This is a genomic window from Streptomyces sp. Y2F8-2 (genome assembly GCF_014905555.1).
Taxonomy (GTDB): Bacteria; Actinomycetota; Actinomycetes; order Streptomycetales; family Streptomycetaceae; genus Streptomyces; species Streptomyces cynarae.
Map to the genome: position 1 here is coordinate 261,962 of NZ_BNGS01000006.1, position 20,849 is coordinate 282,810.

General features: G+C 70.9%; 16 protein-coding genes. 8 read left to right on the plus strand and 8 right to left on the minus strand.

Annotation, left to right across the window (positions count from 1 at the left end):
• Positions 1-45: 45 nt before the first annotated feature.
• The gene (locus SY2F82_RS21820) at positions 46-2,466 is read right to left on the minus strand and encodes a D-alanyl-D-alanine carboxypeptidase family protein (protein WP_200420830.1); all 2,421 of its coding nucleotides are present in this window, start codon (positions 2,464-2,466) and stop codon (positions 46-48) included.
• 228 nt (positions 2,467-2,694) lie between these two features.
• Here SY2F82_RS21820 and SY2F82_RS21825 point away from each other — a divergent pair, with 228 nt between their 5' ends.
• From SY2F82_RS21825 to SY2F82_RS21835, 3 genes are all read left to right on the plus strand, one after another.
• A complete protein-coding gene (locus tag SY2F82_RS21825) occupies positions 2,695-3,429 on the plus strand; it encodes a GPP34 family phosphoprotein (protein ID WP_200420831.1) in 735 nt (244 codons plus the stop codon).
• Positions 3,430-3,857: 428 nt separating this feature from the next.
• Positions 3,858-4,715 carry a helix-turn-helix transcriptional regulator gene (locus SY2F82_RS21830; RefSeq protein ID WP_200420832.1) on the plus strand — a complete coding sequence of 286 codons (858 nt, stop codon included), beginning with the start codon at positions 3,858-3,860 and terminating at the stop codon, positions 4,713-4,715.
• A 225-nt stretch (positions 4,716-4,940) separates the two neighbouring features.
• On the plus strand, positions 4,941-5,129 hold the full coding sequence (locus SY2F82_RS21835) for a DUF397 domain-containing protein (protein WP_200420833.1): 189 nt from the start codon (positions 4,941-4,943) through the stop codon (positions 5,127-5,129).
• An 84-nt stretch (positions 5,130-5,213) separates the two neighbouring features.
• On the opposite strand, the gene SY2F82_RS21840 is transcribed toward SY2F82_RS21835, so the two are convergent.
• The gene (locus SY2F82_RS21840) at positions 5,214-6,071 is read right to left on the minus strand and encodes a hypothetical protein (protein WP_200420834.1); all 858 of its coding nucleotides are present in this window, start codon (positions 6,069-6,071) and stop codon (positions 5,214-5,216) included.
• Between the two features lie 87 nt (positions 6,072-6,158).
• Here SY2F82_RS21840 and SY2F82_RS21845 point away from each other — a divergent pair, with 87 nt between their 5' ends.
• Positions 6,159-6,944: an SDR family oxidoreductase gene (locus SY2F82_RS21845; RefSeq protein ID WP_200420835.1), complete on the plus strand. Its 786-nt coding sequence runs from the start codon at positions 6,159-6,161 to the stop codon at positions 6,942-6,944.
• A gap of 190 nt (positions 6,945-7,134) precedes the next feature.
• The gene (locus SY2F82_RS21850; protein ID WP_200420836.1) at positions 7,135-8,685 is read left to right on the plus strand and encodes a sodium:solute symporter family protein; all 1,551 of its coding nucleotides are present in this window, start codon (positions 7,135-7,137) and stop codon (positions 8,683-8,685) included.
• A 70-nt stretch (positions 8,686-8,755) separates the two neighbouring features.
• On the opposite strand, the gene SY2F82_RS21855 is transcribed toward SY2F82_RS21850, so the two are convergent.
• Positions 8,756-9,871 carry an ADP-ribosylglycohydrolase family protein gene (locus tag SY2F82_RS21855; RefSeq protein ID WP_200420837.1) on the minus strand — a complete coding sequence of 372 codons (1,116 nt, stop codon included), beginning with the start codon at positions 9,869-9,871 and terminating at the stop codon, positions 8,756-8,758.
• 159 nt (positions 9,872-10,030) lie between these two features.
• Between SY2F82_RS21855 and SY2F82_RS21860 the strand changes: the two genes are divergently transcribed.
• Positions 10,031-10,543, plus strand: coding sequence for a DUF2165 domain-containing protein (locus SY2F82_RS21860; protein WP_200420838.1), 513 nt, complete (start codon positions 10,031-10,033; stop codon positions 10,541-10,543).
• Between the two features lie 43 nt (positions 10,544-10,586).
• Here SY2F82_RS21860 and SY2F82_RS21865 read toward each other — a convergent pair whose 3' ends face one another.
• Positions 10,587-13,175, minus strand: a complete 2,589-nt coding sequence (locus SY2F82_RS21865) for a bifunctional FO biosynthesis protein CofGH (RefSeq protein WP_200420839.1) — start codon at positions 13,173-13,175, stop codon at positions 10,587-10,589.
• Positions 13,176-13,399: 224 nt separating this feature from the next.
• Here SY2F82_RS21865 and SY2F82_RS21870 point away from each other — a divergent pair, with 224 nt between their 5' ends.
• Both SY2F82_RS21870 and SY2F82_RS21875 read left to right on the plus strand, forming a co-directional pair.
• Positions 13,400-14,944: a CehA/McbA family metallohydrolase gene (locus SY2F82_RS21870; protein ID WP_200420840.1), complete on the plus strand. Its 1,545-nt coding sequence runs from the start codon at positions 13,400-13,402 to the stop codon at positions 14,942-14,944.
• A gap of 106 nt (positions 14,945-15,050) precedes the next feature.
• Positions 15,051-15,443: a nitroreductase/quinone reductase family protein gene (locus SY2F82_RS21875; protein ID WP_200420841.1), complete on the plus strand. Its 393-nt coding sequence runs from the start codon at positions 15,051-15,053 to the stop codon at positions 15,441-15,443.
• A 28-nt stretch (positions 15,444-15,471) separates the two neighbouring features.
• Here SY2F82_RS21875 and SY2F82_RS21880 read toward each other — a convergent pair whose 3' ends face one another.
• The 4 genes from SY2F82_RS21880 to SY2F82_RS21895 all read right to left on the minus strand — a co-directional run bounded on the left by SY2F82_RS21880 (position 15,472) and on the right by SY2F82_RS21895 (position 20,848).
• Entirely contained in the window at positions 15,472-16,923 is a 1,452-nt protein-coding gene (locus SY2F82_RS21880) for an aldehyde dehydrogenase family protein (RefSeq protein ID WP_200420842.1), read from the minus strand.
• Positions 16,920-18,650, minus strand: a complete 1,731-nt coding sequence (locus SY2F82_RS21885; RefSeq protein WP_200420843.1) for an amidohydrolase family protein — start codon at positions 18,648-18,650, stop codon at positions 16,920-16,922. Before SY2F82_RS21885 ends, SY2F82_RS21880 begins: the two co-directional genes overlap by 4 nt.
• 181 nt (positions 18,651-18,831) lie before the next feature.
• Positions 18,832-19,950: an LLM class flavin-dependent oxidoreductase gene (locus tag SY2F82_RS21890; protein WP_200420844.1), complete on the minus strand. Its 1,119-nt coding sequence runs from the start codon at positions 19,948-19,950 to the stop codon at positions 18,832-18,834.
• A 121-nt stretch (positions 19,951-20,071) separates the two neighbouring features.
• A complete protein-coding gene (locus SY2F82_RS21895; RefSeq protein WP_200420845.1) occupies positions 20,072-20,848 on the minus strand; it encodes an SDR family NAD(P)-dependent oxidoreductase in 777 nt (258 codons plus the stop codon).
• Position 20,849: the final 1 nt, after the last annotated feature.

A 20,849-nucleotide genomic window follows, 5' to 3' on the forward strand; every position in this document is an offset into this window, starting at 1 on the left:
GCGGCGGGGTGCTGCGGGGCGCCACTGTGTGCGGGTGCGCCCGGTTCAGCCCAGACGGGTCAGCTTGTCCGTGAAGCCCGGCTCGGCGAGGTCCTTCTGGAGAGCCACGGGGACCTTCACCGCATGGCTGGAACCGTCGCCGACCGTCAGCTCGCCGACGACCTTGCCGGCCTTCGCCTCGTGCGGAGGCGCCGTGCCGTCGTCGCCGATCGACAGCCTCGTCCTCAGACCCGGCCAGCCGACCGCCGTCAGGGTCTCGGTGGCGACCACCGGCGTCCTCCCGCCGAGCTGGTCGTCCAGGTATCCGACGACGTCGCCCTTCTTCACCACGGTGGCGGTGGTCAGGCTCTGCTGGATGGTGTTGATGAGCTTCTGGCTGTTCGTCAGCGCGAGTTGCAGGCTGTCCCAGACGCGGCCGGTGTGGGCGTCCTGATTGAGGACGGCGCCGTAGATCGTCCGCGTCCTGCCGTCGACCACCTTCGTCGCCGCCCACACCAGGTTGCCGCCGGCCGGGGTGGAGGAGCCGGTCTTCAGGCCGATCACGCCGACCTGCCTCACCAGCAGGTCGTTGTTGTTGTATATCGGCTTGTCCAGGCCGGGGATGTCCGCCTTGGCCATCCCGACGATGCTGCGGAACACCTCGTTCTGCATGACGGCCTCGGCCAGCTTCAGCTGGTCGACGGCCGTGCTCACGGTCGTCCTGTCCAGGCCGCTCGGGTCCGTGTACGTGGTGTGGGTCATGCCGAGCTTCTTCGCGGCGGCGTTCATCTTGCCGACGAAGGTGTTGTTGTCGGAGTCCCAGCGGGCCAGCAGCCGCGCGACGTTGTTCCCCGACGGGATCATCAGCATCTGCAGCATCTGCCGCTCGGAGAACTTCTGGCCCTTCTTCATGGCCGCCGTCGACTCGTCCTCCTTCTTCGAGTCGTCCTCCGCCTGCTGGTCGGCGGTGATGGTCGGGCCGTTCTGGTCGCCCTTGAGCGGGTGCTCCTGGAGCGTGACGTACGCCGTCATGATCTTGGCGACGCTCGCTATCGGCTTCGGGCTCTGCTGCCCTTCGGTGCCGATCATGCCGACGCCTTCGACCTCTATGGCCGACTGACCCTGGCCCGGCCAGGGCAGGTCGAGCTTCCCGCCCTTGAAGGTGTACGTCGCGTCGGCCGTCAGTGCGAGGGTCGGGGTCGGCAACGGGCGGACCGCCTGCACGATCGCAAAGATGATCACCAGCAGGACGACCAGCGGCGACCAGATCTTGATGCGCCGCAGAACGGTGCGGACCGGGGTCTCCGGGGGCGGCGGGGTGTTCGTCAGCTCAGCGAGCAGATCCAGCGGAGGCTTGGGCGGGATCGGCTGCTGGGCGGTGCGCTCGGGGCCGACCTGAGGCATGGCGGTGGTCGCGTCGGCGGGACCCGCGGCCGGCTTCGACTCCGTGGACGCCGGCCGGGTGGGCTTCGCCTGCGGGGGCTTGGCCTGCGGACGCTCGGCCGGGGTGGGCCGGGGCTCGTCCAGCGACTTCAACGGGACGAACTTGCTGGTGCGTTCCGCTTCGGACTCGGGCTTGTCCGACTTGCCCGCCCAGGAGGGGCCGGACTTGTCGGAGGGCTTGGCGTCGCCCACCTTGAGCATGGTGGTGGGCTGGTCGACGGCGGGCGGCCGTACGGCCTTGAAGACGGCGGTGGGCTGGTCTACGGGGGGTTCGGGGTCCTTCTTGTCGCGGGAGTCGGAGTCGCACTCCTCTTCCGACTCCTCCCCTTCTTCCTCTTTGCCCTTTTCTTCCGCCTTTACCTCGCCTTTCGGCTTCTCCTGCTTGGCCTGCTTTTCTTCGGACTTGGGGGAGTCTTCAGATTTGGGGGAGTCTTCGGACTCGCGCTCGGCTTCGGAGCTCGCGGACTCGGCGTCGGCGTCGGCGTCGTCACCCGCTTCGGAGGCGTCCTCGGCCTCCGGCTCCGTTTCGGAAGCGTCGGCGTCGGCGTCGGAAGACCCGTCCTCCGGCTCCTCGGGCGACTCCTCCTCGGACTCAGCCTCGGAGTCCGCCTCGGCCTTCTCCTCGGACTCGGCCTCCGGCTCCGCCGGCGACTCCTCGGACTCGCCCTCCGGCCCCTCCTCGGGCTCCGCCTCGGCCCTCTCCTCGGCCTCGTCCTCCTCAGCGCTCCGTACCCAGGAAGCCAGCGCCGCACGCTCGCGCACCTCGCTGTCGGCCGCATCGGCACCGGAGTCCGCCGTGTCCGCGGGACCCGTGCCCTCCTCGGCCTGCTCGACCTCCTCGACAGCCGTACTGGCGGAGCCGCCGCGCAGCGACTTGGTCGAGAGCACCGTCGTGGCCTGGTCGACCCGCACCTTCTCGCCGGTCAGCGCGAGCCTCGGGTCGCGTCCGGCCTTGGCCGGCCTTGGAACCGGAGCCCCGCTCCCCGACGTCGTTTCCGCCGACGACCCCTGCTGCTTCGACCTGTCGGGGGACTCGCCCGCCACCGATGCCTCCTCCGTGCGCCGCGCACCCACGTGCGCGCCTTGCCCAACCGTGAACCGCCGCCCGGACACCGCTGCCCGAACCATGTACCAGTGTCCTGTGTGAGGGATTGACCCCTGCGCTAGACGAGAACGACATACCTACCGGTTCCACTACATTCCGGTCACGCACCCTCGACAGACCAATGTGAGAGGGGTCACCCTGTCTCTCATCCACGCGGGGAGGCATGGATGGGCAGGAGCCGCAGAACACTTCCGGAGGAGCTTCTGCTGCTGGCACTGGACCCGGCCACGGGTACCACTGCACAGCCGCAGTCGCTCGACCTTGGTCTGGCCGGAGCACAGCTAGTGGAGCTGGCGCTGGCCGGACGGATAGCCCCAGACGGGGATCGTATCGCCGTGGTGGTACCACGGCCGACTGGAGATCCGACTTTGGACACCGCTTTGGAGTTGCTGCGCAGGCGCGGCGCTCCGGTGCGGGCCGTCCACTGGATCGGCGGGCCCCGTCTCGGGCTCCGCCAGATCTACCTCTCGCATCTGGAGCGGTGCGGCATGGTCCAGGCCGTGCCAGGCCAGATGTGCGGGGTGCTGCCGACGACTCGCTACCAGGCGACGGACACGGCCATCAGCCGGGAGATCAGGTCCCGGCTGGATTCCGCGATCCGTACCGGCGTTCCGCCGGACCCGCGGACCGCGGCGCTCGCCGCACTGGCCCACGCGGTCGGTCTCGGCAAGCACCTGTATCCGGGCAACGAGGGCCGCTCGTCCCGTTCCCGGCTGCGGGATCTGATCAGGCACGACCCCATGGGCGGCCTCGTGGCGCACGCCGTGATGGACGTCCAGAACGGAGTGGGCGCACAGCCGCGCCGCAACCCGGCCGCCGGCGCCAGGTCCGCGGCGGAACCCGCCCGCGGTGTTCCGATGCAGCCGCGCCACGGATCCATGGCGCGCGTCGTGGCCCACTGAACCGAAGCGCCACAGCCCCACAGCACCACGGCACGTCCCCTGCCGAACCGGCGGAATCGGTACGGCAGGACAGCGGGACCGCGGTATGCGGCGCCCGCAAGCAGTCCCGCGACCCGTTCGGGAGCCGCCCGGCCGCGCGGGGTGGTGAGACCGTACGTCCTTCGCGACGACACGGACTCACCGCCCCGCGCGGCCGCATGCGTAGGTCGCTCACGCGGCAAGGGGCCCGGCGCGTACGGGATTCCGTGCGACAGGCGCTGAACTGTTCGATATCCGTGACGCCGTGGGCCCCCTTCGGGCCAAGGACCGCCCAAAGGGCCTGCGGTCGCCGCATATCCGCGGTTTCCCAGCGGTAGGAAGCACCTTGGTGGCAATCTGCTCAGCAGCAGATACGCAAAGTAGAGGCACGCAGCCGGAGGTGCACGTCCGTGGCGTCGAATGTCAATCCCACCGTCCGGCGGCGCCGGCTGGGTCAGGAACTGCGCCGACTCCGGGAACTCAAGGGCATGACCGCCGAAGAGGTGGCCGAGCGACTGCTGGTGTCGCAGTCGAAGATCAGCCGTCTGGAGAACGGCCGCCGCAGCATCAGCCCGCGTGACGTCCGGGACCTGTGCGGAGTCTACGAGGTCGAGGACCAGCGGGTCGTCGAATCGCTGATGGAGATGGCCCGTGACTCCCGCCAGCAGGGCTGGTGGCACGCCTTCGGGGACATCCCCTACAGCGTCTACATCGGCCTGGAGACCGACGCCGAGTCGCTGCGCGTCTACGAGCCGCAGATCATCACCGGCCTGCTGCAGACCCGTGCGTACGCCGAGGCGCTCATCCAGGGCGCGCTGCCCGAGACGTCGCCGGCCGACATCGAGAAGCGCGTCCAGGTGCGGATGCGCCGCCAGGAACGTATCTCCGCCGAGAACAACCCGCTGCGCCTGTGGGTGGTGCTGGACGAGGCGGCGCTGCGCCGACGCGTGGGCGACAACCTGGTCATGCGGGAGCAGTTGGAGCACCTGGCGGAGATGTCCCGGCTGCCGCACGTCACCGTGCAGGTGCTGCCGTTCGAGGTGGGGGCGCATCCCGGCGTCAACGGCCACTACGCGATCCTGGAGTTCGCCGACGCGGCCGACTCGAGCGTGGTCTACCTCGAGGGCGTCACCAGCGACCTGTACCTGGAGAAGGCGCAGGACGTGCAGAAGTACGCCGTGATGTACGAACACCTGCGGGCGCAGGCCCTCAATGTGGAGCAGTCCCGCAAGTTCATCGAGGACGCGGCCAAGAGCTACGCATCCTGAGCCAACGGGCCGACGAGCGGCGGATCTTACACCCGTGGATAATCCGGGCGTAAGACCCCACTGGAATATGCCACCCGGTCGAGTGAACGGCTCCTCCGGACAGGGATGTTGCCGAGTAGCGTCGATCACGCCACCAGTCAACAAGTTGGCGCGATTCGCATCGCGGAATCCGTGAAGGACCCGCGGCGCGGTCACAGCAACTCAGCAACTCGTACCGGAGTGAACATGGCTGTTCTTCAGGGGGCCACGGCAACGTGGACCAAGTCGTCGTACTCGGCCGGAAACGGCGCCTGCGTCGAAGTCAAGTCGCCTCTCCCTTCGGCGTTGTTCGTGCGGGACTCGAAGGTCACCGAAGGGCCCGTCCTGGCCTTCCCCGCCGACGCGTGGAACACGTTCGTGGCGTCGATCAAGTAGTGCCGAGCGGCCCCACCACGCCCACGACAGAGCCCTCTCGACTGGTCCGCCGTCCCGGCCGAGGGGGCCGTATCCTTCCGGCCCTCAGCGGAGCCGGTCCACGTACCTGTCCGTCCCCGGCACCGTGGGAACGAACGGGGCCACCAACTCCACCCTGCCCAGCCCGCTTTCCTTGACCGCCCCGTCCAGTCCCGTGAAGTGTTCCTTCCAGCACTCCCGGGGATCCTCCTCCAGGAACCACAGCAGGGTCAGGCGCGTGTCCACGCCCTCCACCTGCTTCACGTACGTCATTCGGTCGCCCGGCAGCGGCGTCGGGCGGAAGACGGTCACCATGGCCGCCGGGGAGTCCGCCAGGCGCCTCGGCAGATGCCGGGCGCGCAGCCACTCCAGCAGGCCGGCGCGCTGCACGGGGCCGTACGCGTCGACCACCTGCAGGACCAGGCCCGCGTACGGGTGGTCCAGCGCGTGAACGTCGCGCGGTCCGGCCGCGCCGTCCCGGTACACGGTCGCCTCATGGTCCTGGAACGCCGTGAAGACGTGGGTACGGTCCTGGTAGACCCGTCCGTCACGGTTGAGGCGCTTGTTGATGGCGACCGTCCAGCGCATGTGATCGTCATAGCGGCCGTCCGTGATCCAGTACGTCGACAGATAGCAGCCCGCCGCCACCGGCTGCGCGACCACCGACTTCTCGGGATAGCGCAGGAGTTGAAGATCGCGGGTGGCGACCCAGCGGCGGCCGGCGTACATCCACGGCATGGCCATGGCGCCGGCGTAGTAGTGGTCGTCCTCGTACCAGCGGTTGTACGCGTACTCGTGCCCCGGGTGCGGTTCCACCATGGTGATCAGCGCATGCCCCGGGCGGACGCCGTAGGGACCCACAGCGGCCAGCTCCGCGTACACCTCGCTGCGCGTGTCCTCGCCGCCCTCGCCGCCTTCCCTCATGCCGCTTCCCCTTTTCCCTTCCGTCCTCGGCCGGTCGCCCATACTCTGACGCTCCGTCAGATAATCCGCCAGAGCCGGGAGGGCCTCATGTCGCTGCTCCAGGGCAGGACCGTCGTCGTGTCGGGGGTCGGCCCCGGGCTCGGCCACCAGGTCGCCGCGGCCGTCGTGCGCGAGGGCGGCAACGCCGTGCTCGGGGCGCGTACGGAGGCGAACCTCGCCAGGACCGCCGCCGCGCTCGACCCCGACGGCGCCCACACGGCGTACCGGGCGACCGACATCACCGACGAGACGCAGTGCGAGGCGCTCGCGGCGCTGGCGGTGGAGCGGTTCGGGCGGATCGACGCGGTGGTCCACGTCGCGGCCTGGGACAGCTACTTCGGCGGCCTTCAGGACGCGGATTTCGCCACCTGGCAGTCGGTCGTCGACGTGAACCTGCTCGGGACGCTGCGGATGACGCGGGCGTGCCTGCCGAGCCTCAGGACGTGCGGCGGCTCGGTCGTCTTCATCGGCACCCAGTCCTCGGTGGCCGCGCCCTCCCAGGTGCGGCAGGCGGCGTACGCGGCGTCCAAGGGGGCGCTGACCAGCGCGATGTACTCGCTGGCACGGGAGCTCGGCCCGTACCGGATCCGGGTCAACACGGTCCTGCCCGGCTGGATGTGGGGTCCGCCCGTCGAGGCGTACGTGCGCTTCACCGCGCACACCGAGGGCGTACCGGAGGCGGAGGTGAGAAAGCGCCTCACCGACCGTATGGCGCTGCCGGACCTGGCCACGGACGGCGACGTGGCGGACGCCGCGGTGTTCCTGGCCTCCCACCGGGCGCGCGCGATCACGGGCCAGTCCCTGCTGGTGAACGCGGGTGAGCTGATGCGATGACCCCCGGCTTCGAGCAGCCGCCTGAACGGACAGGTACCCTCACGGCCGGAAATAGCCCCCAACGGCCATGTACATGAACGACTCTCAGCCAACAGAACGATTTTACCTTCCCTTGACCAGTACGCCGGTTGTCGTGCTCATGTACCGGAACCCACCATGAGCGGGCAGTTCGGCAGGGAGGGAGGGACACATGAACGGGTTCGACTGGGCCGTCCTGGTCGCGTACTTCGGCGTGATGACCGCGATCGGCGTCTGGTCCCACAAACGCGTGGACGACGTCAGCGACTTCTTCACCGCGGGCGGCAGGATGCCGTGGTGGCTGTCCGGCATCTCGCACCACATGTCCGGCTACAGCGCGGTGATGTTCACGGGATACGCCGGCATCGCCTACACCTACGGCATCACCTCCTACGTCACCTGGGCCCTGCCCATCGCCATCGGCGTGCTGATCGGCGCCAAGCTGTTCGCGCCGCGCCTGAACCGGCTGCGCTCACGGCTGCGCGTGGCCTCGCCGCTGGAGTATCTGAAGGACCGCTACAACGTGCCCACACAGCAGGCGCTGGCCTGGTCGGGCATCCTGCTGAAGATCGTGGACGTGGGCGCGAAGTGGGCGGCGATCGCCACGCTGCTGAGCGTCTTCACCGGGGTCACGATCACCCAGGGCATCGTCATCACCGGTGGCATCACGGCGGTGTACTGCACGATCGGCGGTCTGTGGGCGGACGCGCTGACCGAACTGGGCCAGTTCGTCATCCAGTTGCTGGCGGGTCTGGCCATGCTCGTCATCGCGCTGCACAAGATCTCCGAGCAGGGCGGTCTGTCCAAGGCGCTGGACTCGCCGAAGCTGGACGGTCACGGGCACGGGTTCGCGGGCCCGTACATGACGGTCTTCTTCATCTCCTACCTGTTCATCAAGCTGTTCGAGTACAACGGCGGCATGTGGAACCAGGCCCAGCGCTACATGGCGACGGGCAGCGCCAAGGAGGCGACCCGGTCCGCTCTGCTGTCGGCGGGCCTGTGGTTCGTCTGGCCCGTCATCCTCTTCATCCCGATGTGGCTCTCCCCGCTCCTGGTCACCGCGAAGAAGCCGGACGGCTCGGACGCGTACGGCCTGATGACCGAACAACTGCTGCCGCACGGGCTGCTGGGCCTGGTCGTCGTGGGCTTCTTCTCACACACGATGGCCATGTGCTCCTCCGACGCGAACGCGATCGCGGCCGTGTTCACGCGGGACGTGGTGCCGGTGCTGTCGAAGGCGGCGCGCTCGTGGAACACGCGGACCGGCCTGGTCGCGGGCCGCGTGACGACGGTCGCGTTCCTCGGCCTGTCGATGGCGGTGGCGACGCAGGTCAACTCGCCCACCTTCAAGGACATCATCACGGTCGTCATCAAGTGGGTGGCCGGCCTGATGGGCCCGATCGCGATCCCGTTCATCCTCGGCCTGCTGCGCCCGTTCCGCAAGTCGGGCCCGACGGCGGCGCTCGCCAGCTGGAGCGCGGGACTGCTGGCGTTCTTCTTCGTCAACTACAACCCGGACTTCTCCCAGCGTACGAACGTCAAGCTGGAGTACCAGGTGGCCCTGCCGATGGTGGTCTCGCTGGTCCTGTACGTCCTGATCGGCCTGGTGAAGCCGGAGGACACGCCCGAGCGGGACGCGATCATCGAGAAGATCAACTCCGACGACGACGGGGCGACGGTGACGGTGCCGACTCCGGGTACTGCCAGCCCGTCCGGGGTCTGAGCGCGAGGACGCCGCGTCCGACGGGGGCCGGAGGCGGCGCCCCCGGGCGGTGGCCGGGGCAACAGTCGCCCTACGCCCGGGGGTACCGCTCCAGCCACCCCGGCGCGGACCCCGTGGGGCCGTGCAGCGCGGCGCCCTGCGTCATCTCCATCGCGAAGTCGTCCGCCAGGACCAGCATCGTGGGACGGCCCTCCAACTCGGCCAGCCAGGCCGGCGGGAGGGCCGTCTCGCCGTGCAGCGCCCCCAGCAGGCCACCGGTCAGGGCCCCCGCCGCCCCCGACGGACCCCCCTGGTTCACGGCGAGGCACAGCGCGTGCCGGACGTCCTCCCCCACCACCGTGCAGTACACGGCGACCGCCAGCGCCCCGGCCGCCGTACCGTCCCCGGCCAGTTCCTCGATCCGCTCGGGCGTCGGCATGCCCTGCCGCACCGCCCCCAGCGCGTGCTGCAAGGCGTCCGCGACCTGCTGCTGCCCCGGCCGCGGGGCGAGCAGCGCCAGGGCCCGCTGCACGCCCGCGTCGGGGCTCTCCCCGCGCGCCAGCGCGTGCAGGATCACGGCGTACGCGCCCGCCGCCAGGTATGCCGTGGGGTGCCCGTGCGTCTGCGCCGCGCACTCGATCGCCAGTTGCAGCACGAGTTGCGGCTCCCACCCGACGAGCAGCCCGAACGGTGCGGAGCGCACGGCGGCCTCGGGCCCCTGGTCGCCCGGATTCTTCGGCGCGTCCAGCGTGCCCATCGTGTCGTCGCCGAGGCCGAGCAGACAGGCCCGGGCCGGCGAGCGCCGGGCGTACAGCCACTCCTCGCGGGCCAGCCAGCCGTCCTCCTTGCGCCGCTCGTCGGGACCCCAGTCCCGCTGGGTGGCCGCCCAGCGCAGATACGCCCGGTGCAGATCGGTCGGCGGATGCCAGGCGCCCGTGTCACGGCGGACCTGGGCGCGGATGAGCCCGTCCACGGAGAACAGGGTGAGCTGCGTGTGGTGCGTGATCGCGCCACGTCGGCCGTGCCCGAACGCCAGGTCCGTCAGCCCCTGCGGCCCGTGGGCCTGCCGGATCTCCTCCAGGGTGAGCCCGTCGACCGGCGCGCCCAGGGCGTCGGCGACGGCCACACCGAGCAGCGTGCCGCGCACCCGGCCGCGGAAGTCCTGCTGCTCGGCGCGCCCCCAGACGGCACCGGCTGTCGCACCCACCCCAGGCCTCCTCACGGCACCGCACGCACCTCAGACGCGCAGCACTGTAATCGAGCGGGAGCGTCCGGCTCAGGGCTGCGGAACGTCATGCACACCACACTTCCGTGACCGCCCGAAAATCCTCTGTGAGCGGCCGAAAGCCGTCTCCATAGTTGGATCATGGCCGAAACAACGAGAAGCCCCCACACCCGGTCCGCGCTCCCCCTCGCCGCGACCCTCCTGACCGGCACGGTCGCCCTCTACATCGCGCTCGTCGCGTTCGGGAACATCACCGACTTCGGCACCAACCAGCAGTTCGTCCGGCACGTCCTCGCGATGGACACCACCTTCAAGGACGACGACCTGATGTGGCGCGCCATCACCTCGCACACCTGGGAGGACGCCGCGTATGTGGCGATCATCGTCTGGGAGACGGCCGCCGCACTGATCCTGATCGCCGCGACCTGCCTGTGGGCCCGCCACCACCCGCGCGCCAGGTGGTTCTCGGACATCGGCCTGCTGATGCTCCTGCTGCTCTTCGGCGCCGGGTTCGTCGCGATAGGCGGCGAGTGGTTCGCGATGTGGCAGTCCAAGACCTGGAACGGCCTGGACGCGGCGATCCGGGTCATCGTCCTGACCGGGGTGGTGCTGCTGGTGACGCACCTGCCGGGGGCGACCCGGGACGAGCGCTGAGCGGTCGTCGGGGAGGCCCCCGGCAGGTGACGTGCCGGCTCGCTCAGTTCTCCAGCACCGGCAGCAACTCCGGCAGGTGCCCGTCCGATGCCGCCGCCGCCCGCTGCCGCTCCTGCGGGACCTCGCCGTAGACCGTCGTGCGCGGCCTGGCCGGGCGGCCCGCCGCCTCCGCGACCGCGATCAGTTCCCTGATCGACTTGTACGAGCCGTAGGACGAGCCCGCCATGCGGGAGATCGTCTCCTCCATCAGGGTGCCGCCCAGGTCGTTCGCGCCGGAGCGGAGCATCTCGGCCGCACCCTCCGTACCCAGTTTCACCCAGCTCGTCTGGATGTTGGGGATGTGCGGGTGCAGCAGGAGGCGTGCCATCGCCGTGACCGCGCGGTTGTCCCGCATCGTCGGGCCGGGGCGGGAGATGCCCGCCAGGTACACCGGGGCGTTGGTGTGGATGAAGGGCAGGGTGACGAACTCCGTGAAGCCGCCCGTCCGCTGCTGGATGCCGGCGAGGGTGCGCAGATGGCCCAGCCAGTGGCGGGGCTGGTCGACGTGGCCGTACATCATCGTCGACGAGGAGCGGATGCCCAGTTCGTGCGCCGTCGTGACGACCTCGATCCAGGTCGCCGTGGGCAGCTTGCCCTTCGTCAGGACCCAGCGGACCTCGTCGTCCAGGATCTCCGCCGCCGTGCCGGGGATCGTGTCCAGGCCCGCTTCCTTCGCCGCCGTCAGCCACTCGCGGATCGACATGCCGGTGCGGGTCGCCCCGTTGACCACCTCCATCGGGGAGAAGGCGTGCACATGCATGCCGGGGACGCGGGACTTCACCGCCTTCGCGATGTCGAAGTACGCCGTCCCGGGCAGGTCCGGGTGGATGCCGCCCTGCATGCACACCTCGACCGCGCCCACGTCCCAGGCCTGCTGGGCGCGGTCCGCGACCTGCTCCAGGGAGAGCGTGTAGGCGTCCGCGTCCGTGCGGCGCTGCGCGAACGCGCAGAAACGGCAGCCGGTGTAGCAGACGTTCGTGAAGTTGATGTTCCGGGTGACGATGTACGTCACGTCGTCGCCGACCGCCGACTTGCGCACGTCGTCCGCGATGCGGGTGAGCGCGTCCAGCGCCGGGCCGTCCGCGTGCAGCAGCGCCAGCGCCTCCTCGTCGGTGAGCCGCGTCGGGTCGTCGGCGGCCGTGCGCAGCGCCGCCCGTACGTCGGCGTCGATGCGCTGCGGTGCCATGCCGGGCGCCGCCGCCTCCCGCAGCGCCTCCCAGTCGCCGTACACCTCGTCGAAGTCGTCGCGCCGGTCGCCCGTACGGCCGTCGCTGTCGATCGTGCGGTGCAGGTCGGTGCGTCCGGCCGCGACGAACACCTCCTCGGGCTCCTGCCAGGGGTGCCCCTCGACCACGGCGTCCTCACGCGCCAGGCCCGTCTCCGGGTCCGCCAGCGCCGCCACATGGGGGCGCAGCCGCGGGTCCAGCCAGGGCTCCCCGCGCCGGACGAACTCCGGGTACACGCACAGGCGTTCCCGCAGGGCGAAGCCCGCCGCCGCGGAACGCTCCCGCAGCCGCTCGATCTGCGGCCAGGGCCGCTCGGGGTTCACATGGTCGATGGTCAGCGGCGACACCCCGCCCCAGTCGTCGATGCCGGCGCCGATGAGCCGCTCGTACTCCCCGTCGACCAGGTTCGGCGGTGCCTGCAGACAGGCGGAGGGGCCCATGATGTGCCGGGCCACGGCCACCGCGGCGACCAGCTCGTCCAGTTCCGCGTCCGGCATCCCGCGCATCGCCGTGTCCGGCTTGGCGCGGAAGTTCTGGATGATCAGCTCCTGGATGCCGTGGTAGGCGCGAGACACCTTCCGCAGCGCGAACAGCGACTCGGCGCGCTCCTCGTACGTCTCGCCGATGCCGATGAGGAGGCCGGAGGTGAAGGGGACGGAGGAGCGGCCGGCGTCCTCCAGCACCCGCAGGCGGACCGCCGGTTCCTTGTCGGGGGAGCCGTAGTGCGGGCCGCCCGGCTCCGACCACAGCCGGGTCGCCGTCGTCTCCAGCATCATGCCCATCGACGGGGCGACCGGCTTCAGCCGCTGGAAGTCGGTCCAGGACATCACACCGGGGTTGAGGTGCGGCAGCAGACCCGTCTCCTCCAGGATCCGGATGGAGACGGCCCGTACGTAGGCGATCGTGTCGTCGTAGCCGTGCGCGTCCAGCCACTCGCGCGCCTCGGGCCAGCGGTCCTCCGGCTTGTCGCCGAGGGTGATCAGGGCCTCCTTGCAGCCCAGGGCGGCGCCCTTGCGGGCGATGTCGAGGACCTCGTCCGGGGACATGAACATCCCGTGCCCGGCGCGGCGCAGCTTGCCCGGCACGGTGACGAAGGTGCAGTAGTGGCACTTGTCGCGGCACAGGCGGGTGAGGGGGATGAAGACGCTCTTCGAGTACGTGATGACGCCGGGCCGGCCGGCGGCCTCGAGGCCCGCGTCGCGCACCCGGGCGGCGGACGCGGCGAGGTCGTCGAGGTGCGCGCCGCGAGCCTGGAGAAGCACCGCGGCTTCGGCGACGTCGAGCGCGACACCGTCTCGGGCGCGTTTGAGGGCGCGACGCATGGAGTTCTCGGTGGGGCCGGTTCCGGAGGTCGCGGAAGTCGTCATCCCTCGAGCATACGTATGCGTTGATCAGGTCATACAGGGCGTACGTGCGTCGGTGGGGCGGTTCGCCCGTCACGGGGTGTCACTGTCGCCGTGGCCATCCGCTGTTACGCCGGCACCTGGCTGCCGATCGACTTCCCGTGCCCCGGAGTTCACGGGTGGACACCACAGTGGTGTGCGTCCATCCCTGCACCACCCCTGTCATCCGACACATCGGGAGCAGCAGCATGTGCGAGGACGACCACGGCAACGGCAACGGCACTGGCACCGGCATGGGAAGACGCGCACTGTTCGTGACGGGTGCGGCCGCCGCGCTTACGTTGGGAAGCGTGAGCTTCGCCGAGGGACCCGCCGCCGAGGCGGCCGACAACCAGGAGACGAGGACGGTGCGCGGCACGCTGCCCACCGGCTCCCCCGACTTCGTGTACCTGCCCGTCGACGTCCCCGAGGGCGTCCGTGAGATCAGGGTCGCCTACACGTACGACAGGCCGTCCGTCCCGGCCGGCACCCCGGGCAACGCCCTGGACATCGGCATCTTCGACGAGCGCGGCACCGAGCTGGGCGGCAAGGGCTTCCGCGGCTGGTCCGGCGGCGCGCGCAGCGAGTTCTTCCTCCGCGCGGACGACGCGACCCCCGGCTACATCCCGGGCCGCATCCGACCCGGCACCTGGCACATCGCGCTGGGCCCGTACACGGTGGCCCCGCAGGGCCTGACGTACGAGGTCACCATCACGCTCACCCACGGCGCGCAGAGCGAGACCCCGAAGCCCCTGTACCCGCCGTCCCGGGCCAAGGGACGGGGCCGCGCCTGGTACCGCGGGGACTGCCATCTGCACTCCTGGTACTCCGACGGCCGCCGCACGCCCGCCGAGATCGCGGCGCTGGCCCGGGCGGCCGGCCTGGACTTCATCAACAGCTCCGACCACAACACGCACTCCTCGCACGCCCACTGGGCCGACCAGGCGGGCGACGACCTGCTGATCATGACGGGCGAGGAGGTGACGACCCGCAACGGCCACGTGGTGGCGCTGGGCACCGACCCGGGCACGTTCATCGACTGGCGCTACCGGGCCCGCGACAACCGCTGGGCCCGCTTCGCCCAGCAGATCCGCCGCGCGGGCGGTCTGGTCGTCCCGGCGCATCCGCACGCCACCTGCGTCGGCTGCGGCTGGAAGTTCGGCTTCGGCGAGGCGGACGCGGTGGAGGTGTGGAACGGCCCCTACACCCCGGACGACGAGGTGACGCTCGCGGAGTGGGACAACACGCTGGTGGCGTCGGTCCGGGAGGGCCACGGCCGGTGGCTGCCGGCGATGGGCAACAGCGACGCGCACCGCGACCCGGACGCGGTGGGCAGCCCGCAGACGGTGGTCCTCGCCGACGACCTGACCCGCGAGGCCGTCCAGGAAGGCATCCGCGCGGGCCGCTCGTACATCGCCGAGTCGAAGAACGTCTCCCTGGCCTTCACCGCCTCGGGCAGCCGCGGCGAGCACGCGGGCATCGGCGAACGGCTGCCGGTGGACCGCGACACCCCGGTCACGGTCCGCCTGGAGGTGCGGGGCGCACCACGCTGCACGATCCGCTTCGTCACCGACCAGGGCGTGCTGTTCACGAGCGACCCGCTGCCGGTGACCGGCTCGGGCACGGCCGAATGGCGTACGACACCCGCCTACGCGGCCTACGTCCGCGCCGAGATTCGGCACGAGGCGGCGGCGGGACCGGTGCCGGGGGCGCTGGCCGCGTTCACCAACCCGATCTTCCTGGGCGGGGCGTAGAAGCATCCGCGGGGCGCGCTGCTGTTCTCCGCGCGCCCCGGTCCCCGGTCTGCGAGACTGCGCGGAGTGCCCAGCAGTGTGCCGCCGTCGAGGAGAGCGAGGGACGATGTCGGACTTCGTCGACCGCAAGTACCGTGCCGTCACGGCGTTCCAGCGCCGGATGAACCCGGTGCTGCGCCGCCTGCCCCTCCAGACGGTGCTGGAGACGACGGGCCGCGTGTCCGGGCTGCCGCGCCAGACCCCCGTGGGCGGCCGCCGCGTCGGGAACTCCTTCTGGCTGGTGTCGGAATACGGCCAGAAGTCCCAGTACGTCCGCAACATTCAGGCGAATCCACGCGTCCGGGTGCGCATCCTGGGCCGCTGGCACACGGGCACGGCCCACCTGCTCCCGGACGACGACCCCCGGGCCCGCCTGAAGCAACTCCCGCGCATGAACAGCATGGCGGTACGGGCCTTGGGGGCGCAGCTGCTCACGGTACGGGTGGACCTGGACGGCTAGGCGGTGGGGAATTGCCGGACACCCCTGATCAGCCCGGCCACACGATCGCCTGCAACTCGCTGTAGGCGTGCAGGGCGTAGGAGCCCACGTCGCGGCCCACGCCGCTCTTCTTGAAGCCGCCGAACGGCGCCTCCATGTTGCGGCCGACCGTGTTCACACCGACGCCGCCCGCGCGCAGCCGGCGCGCCACGCGGAAGGCGCGGGCCACGTCGCCCGACCAGACGTAGTCGATCAGGCCGTAGTCGGAGGCGTTGGCCAGGTCGATGCCCTCCTCCTCCGCGTCGAAGGGGACCACCACGACCACCGGGCCGAAGATCTCCTCCCGGACCACCCGCATGTCGGGCGTGCAGTCCGCGAGGAGGGTGGGCGCGACGTAGAAGCCGCGGTCGTGGGGAGGCCGTTCGCCGCCGGTGACCAGCCGTGCGCCCTCCTTGCGGCCCAGTTCGACGTACGCCTCCACACGGTCCCGGTGCGCCGCCGAGATCAGCGGACCCACCACGGTGTCCCGCTCACGCGGATCACCGACCTTCACGTGGCGGGCGTACGCCGCCAGTCGGTCGACCAGCCGGTCGTACATGCCCCGTTGCGCGAGCACCCGTGTCGGTGCCGTACAGATCTGGCCGCTGTAGAAGGAGAACGTGGTGCCGATCCCGGCCACCGCCGCGTCCAGGTCCGCGTCGTCGAAGACGAGCGCCGCGCCCTTGCCGCCCAGCTCCATCAGCTGCCGTTTCATGGACCGTCCGCACACCTCGGCGATGCGCTGCCCCACGGCCGTCGAGCCCGTGAAGCTCACCATGTCGACGTCCGGGCAGTCCACGGCCGCCTCGCCCACCTCCGGGCGCGCCCCGCCGACCACGTTCACCACGCCCGGCGGCGCGCCCGCCTCCTGAAGCGCCTCCGCCATGCGGTACACCGACAGCGGGTCCTGCGGGGCCGGCTTGACGACCACCGTGTTGCCCATCGCGAGCGCGGGCGCGACCTTGCCGGCCGGGTTCGCCCAGGGGTTGTTGTACGAGGTGACGCAGGCGACCACGCCGACCGGCTGGCGCACGGCCAGGGCGCCCATGACGGTCGCCGGGCCGAACGGCCCCGCCTCGTTGATCTGCGGCGGCAGCGGCTGCTCCACCGGTTCCACCCGCGCGTACCGCCGGAAACGCGCCGCCGCGACCCCGACCTGCATCCCGCGCGCCGTCCCGGTCGTCGCGCCGCTCTCCGCCTGCGCCAGCTCGGCGTACGGCCCCAGGCGGCCCCGGATCAGGTCGGCCGTCCGCGCCAGCACCTCCGCCCGCTCCTCAGGCGGCGTCCTCGACCACGGCCCGAACGCCTCGCGGGCCGCGGCGCAGGCCGCCCGCACCTGCTCCCGCGAGGCCTCCGGCGCCCACCCGACGATCCCCTCGGTCGCCGGGTCGGTCACCCGGTAGTGGCCGTCGTCCGGCTCCACCCAGGCGCCGCCGACGAACAGCCGCTGCCGCTCGGTCACGTGGTGCTCACCGTCCTGGTGTCCCGCCCGGAGCGCAGCACCTTCCCGGGTACGGCCCCGGTCACCACGTCGTCCCGGATCGCCTCGACGCCGTTGACCCACACGGCCCGTATCCCGATCGCCCGCGAGTCCAGGCGCGGACTGTCACCCGGCAGGTCGTGCACCAGGGTGGCCTGCCCGGCGTCGATCCGCTCCGGGTCGAAGAGGACCAGGTCGGCATGGAAGCCCTCGCGCACCCGGCCGCGCTCCCGGAGCCCGAACAGCTGCGCGGGGTCGTCCGTCAGCATCTTCACGGCCTGCTCCAGCGGCACCAGCTTCCGGCCGCGCAGACAGTCCCCGAGGAACCGGGTCGTGTACGGCGCCCCGCACATGCGGTCCAGGTGGGCGCCCGCGTCGGAGCCGCCGAGCAGGACGTCCTCGTGCCGCCAGGTCTCGGCCCTCAGGGCCCAGGACCCGGGGTCGTTGTCGGTGGGCATGGGCCACAGGACCGTGCGCAGCTCGTCGTTCGCGCAGATCTCGACCAGGCACGCGAAGGGGTCCTGGCCGCGCTCGGCCGCGATGTCCTTCACGACGCGCCCGGTCAGGCCGTCGTTGCGCGGGCTGTAGGTGTCGCCGATGACGTACCGCCCGAAGTCGGTGAGACGGCGGAAGACACCGGCCTCCTTGGAGTGGGCGCGGCGCAGCATCTCCGCCCGCACCTCGGGGTCGCGCAGCTTCGCGGTCCGCTCGGGCACGGGCAGGCCCAGGATCGGTCCCCAGCCGGGGATCAGGTTGAGGGCGCAGAAGGTGCCCAGGGACATGTTCATCGGCGTGAGGATCGGCATGGTGAGGGCCACCACCCGGCCGCCCGCCTTCCGGGCCCGCTCGCTCGCGGAGAGCTGACGCGGCACGCGTTCGGGGACGGCCGCGTCGATGGTGAGGACGTTCCAGTTCAGGGGCCGTCCGGCCGCCGCGCTCATCTCCGCCAGGAGGTCGATCTCCGGGTCGCTGAACTGGTCCAGGCAGCCCGCGACGATCGCCTCGATCTGTGTGCCCTCGTGCTCGCCGACCGCCTTGGCGAGTGCCAGGAGCTCCTCCGGCCGTGCGTGCCGGGACGCGACCGGCTGCCCGTCACCGTCGGAGTGGGTGGAGGACTGCGTGGTCGACAGCCCCCAGGCGCCCGCGTCCATGGCCTCGTGGAAGAGCCGCAGCATGGCGTCCAGCTGCTCGTCCGTCGGCTGCCCGCCGACCGCGTCCGGGCCCATCACGTACCGTCGCAGCGCGCAGTGCCCCGCCATGAAACCGGCGTTGACCGCGATCCGCCCATCGAGGGCGTCCAGGTACTCCCCGAAGGAGTGCCAGGTCCAGGGCGCCCCCTCCTCCAGGGCGACCAGGGACATGCCCTCCACCTTCGACATCATCCGCCGCGTGTAGTCGGCGTCCTCGGGCCGCGCCGGGTTCAGCGGGGCGAGGGTGAAGCCGCAGTTGCCGGCCGCGACCGTGGTGACCCCGTGGTTCAGGGACGGGGTCGCGTACGGGTCCCAGAACAGCTGGGCGTCGTAGTGGGTGTGCGGGTCGACGAAGCCGGGGGCGAGGACGAGGCCGGTGGCGTCCTCGCTGCTCCGGGCCGCCTCGGTGGTCTTCCCGATGGCGGCGATACGGCCGCCGCGTATGCCGACGTCGGCGGTGAACGCGGGCACCCCCGTCCCGTCAACCACGGTCGCGCCTTTGATGACGTGATCGAGCATGGAGGCTCCTTCTCGACTCCGGTGCGGGGACACGCCCCAAAGGGGCGCGGGGCTGTATCGATGTGCGGCTCCGCCGCGATGGGGTCCCCCCTGTTCGAGCGAAGTCGAGAACTTGGGGGAGCGAGCAGCCACATCGGGCCCGCAGCCGCCGGACGGCCCGCGGCCCGCGGCCCGACGGCGATCAGGCGCTCTGCCGGAACCGTGTAGTGCGGTGAACCGGATCCGTGTCGATCTTCGGGATCACGTGCTCGCCGATCAGCCGGATCGTCTGGAGCGTCTCCTCCTTCGGTATCCCGACCGGCAGCCCGAAGCTGAGCTGGTCGGCGCCCGCCTGCTCCCACCTCTTGCACTGCCGCAGCACCTCGTCCGGGTCGCCGCAGATGAGCAGCTCCTCCTCGATGAGCAGTTCGAGGAATTCCTCGGTGTACTCGGGGAGCGTCTCCGGCCACACGGGGAAGCCCTCGGGGCGCGGGAAGGTGTCGTGGTAGCGGAAGACGAGGGACGGCAGGTAGTGCAGCCCGCCGTTCACCGCGATGCGGATCGCCTCCTCGTGCGTGGGCGCGCAGATCGCGGTGCTCGTCACCATCACGTTGTCGTTGACGAAGTCCCCGACGGGCTCGGCGTCCACGATCGCCGTTTTGTACTGCTCCAGCACCCACTCCATGTCGGAGACCTTCTGCACGCTGAAGCCGAGCACCCCGAGACCCTTCTTCGCGGCCATGGCGTACGAGGACGGGGACCCGGCGGCGTACCACATCGCGGGGTGCGACTTCCCGTACGGCTTGGGCAGCACCTTGCGGGGCGGCAGCGACCAGTGCTTGCCCTGGAAGCCCTCGTACTCGTCCTGGAGCCACATCTTCGGGAACTCGGCGACGGTCTCCTCCCAGATCTCCTTGGTGAAGTTCATGTCGGTGATGCCGGGCAGGAAGCCGAGGATCTCGTGGGAGCCGGCACCGCGTCCGCTGCCGAACTCGAAGCGGTTGCCGCTGAGGTGGTCGAGCATGGCGACCTTCTCGGCCACCTTCACCGGGTGGTTGACCTGGGCCAGCGGGTTGAAGATCCCGGAGCCGAGGTGGATGCGCTCGGTGGCGTGGGCGAGGTAGCCGAGGAAGACGTCGTTGGCGGAGAGGTGGGAGTACTCCTCCAGGAAGTGGTGCTCGGACGCCCAGGCGTACTTGAAGCCGGACCTGTCCGCCTGGATGACGTACTCGGTCTCCTCCATCAGCGCCTTGTGCTCCGCGAGCGGGTCGGTCTCGGCCCGCCTGCCGACGTATCCCTGTACGAAGAGCCCGAATTCCACGGAGGTCACCGTCCCCACGAGTGTCTATCTGACGAATCGTCAGATTGGCTTGCCGCCGACTGTCGCACCGCCCCGTTGGGCCGTCAATAGCTGATGGTCGGTCAGATCAGCAGGTCGGTCCTCAGACGATCGAGACCCCGGCCAGCCACCCGCCGTCGATCACGAACGGCTGCCCGGTGATGTAGGAGGAGTCCTCCGAGGTCAGGAAGAGCGCGAGCCGCGCCACCTCCTCGGGCCTGCCGACCCGGCCGAGCGGTACGAGCCGGCGGTACAGCCCGTCCAGGGCGCGGGACGTCTCCTGCGGGTCCGCCTCCGGGTCCAGTCGGGCCGGATTGGACATCGGGGTGTCGATGGCCCCCGGGCACACGGCGTTCACCCGTATCCCCCGCGGCGCCAGCTCGATCGCGGCGACCCGGGTGAGGCCGAGGACGGCGTGCTTGGTCGCCGCGTACGTCCCCACGGCCGCCATCCCGGTCATCGCGGTGTAGGAGGCGGTGTTGACGATGGTGCCGCCTCCGGACGCCGCGATCTCGGGAGCGACGGCCCGGATGCCGAGGAAGCAGCCGACCTGGTTGACCTGGACGACGCTCATGAACTCGTCCAGGGGCGTGTCCAGAAGCGCGTTGAACCGCAGGATGCCCGCGTTGTTGACCAGCCCGTCGATATGCCCGTACGCCGCTTTCGCGGCGGCCACGGCGGCGGCCCAGTCGGCCTCGCGGGCCACGTCGAGGTGGACGTACGACTGCCCCAGCTCCTCGGCGAGCGCCTCCCCCTGGTCGTCGAGCACGTCGGCGAGGACGACCCGGGCGCCCTCCGCCGCGAACAGCCGCGCCTCCTGCTCGCCCTGCCCCCGCGCCGCCCCGGTGACGATGACGACGCGCCCGTCCAGCTTGCCCATG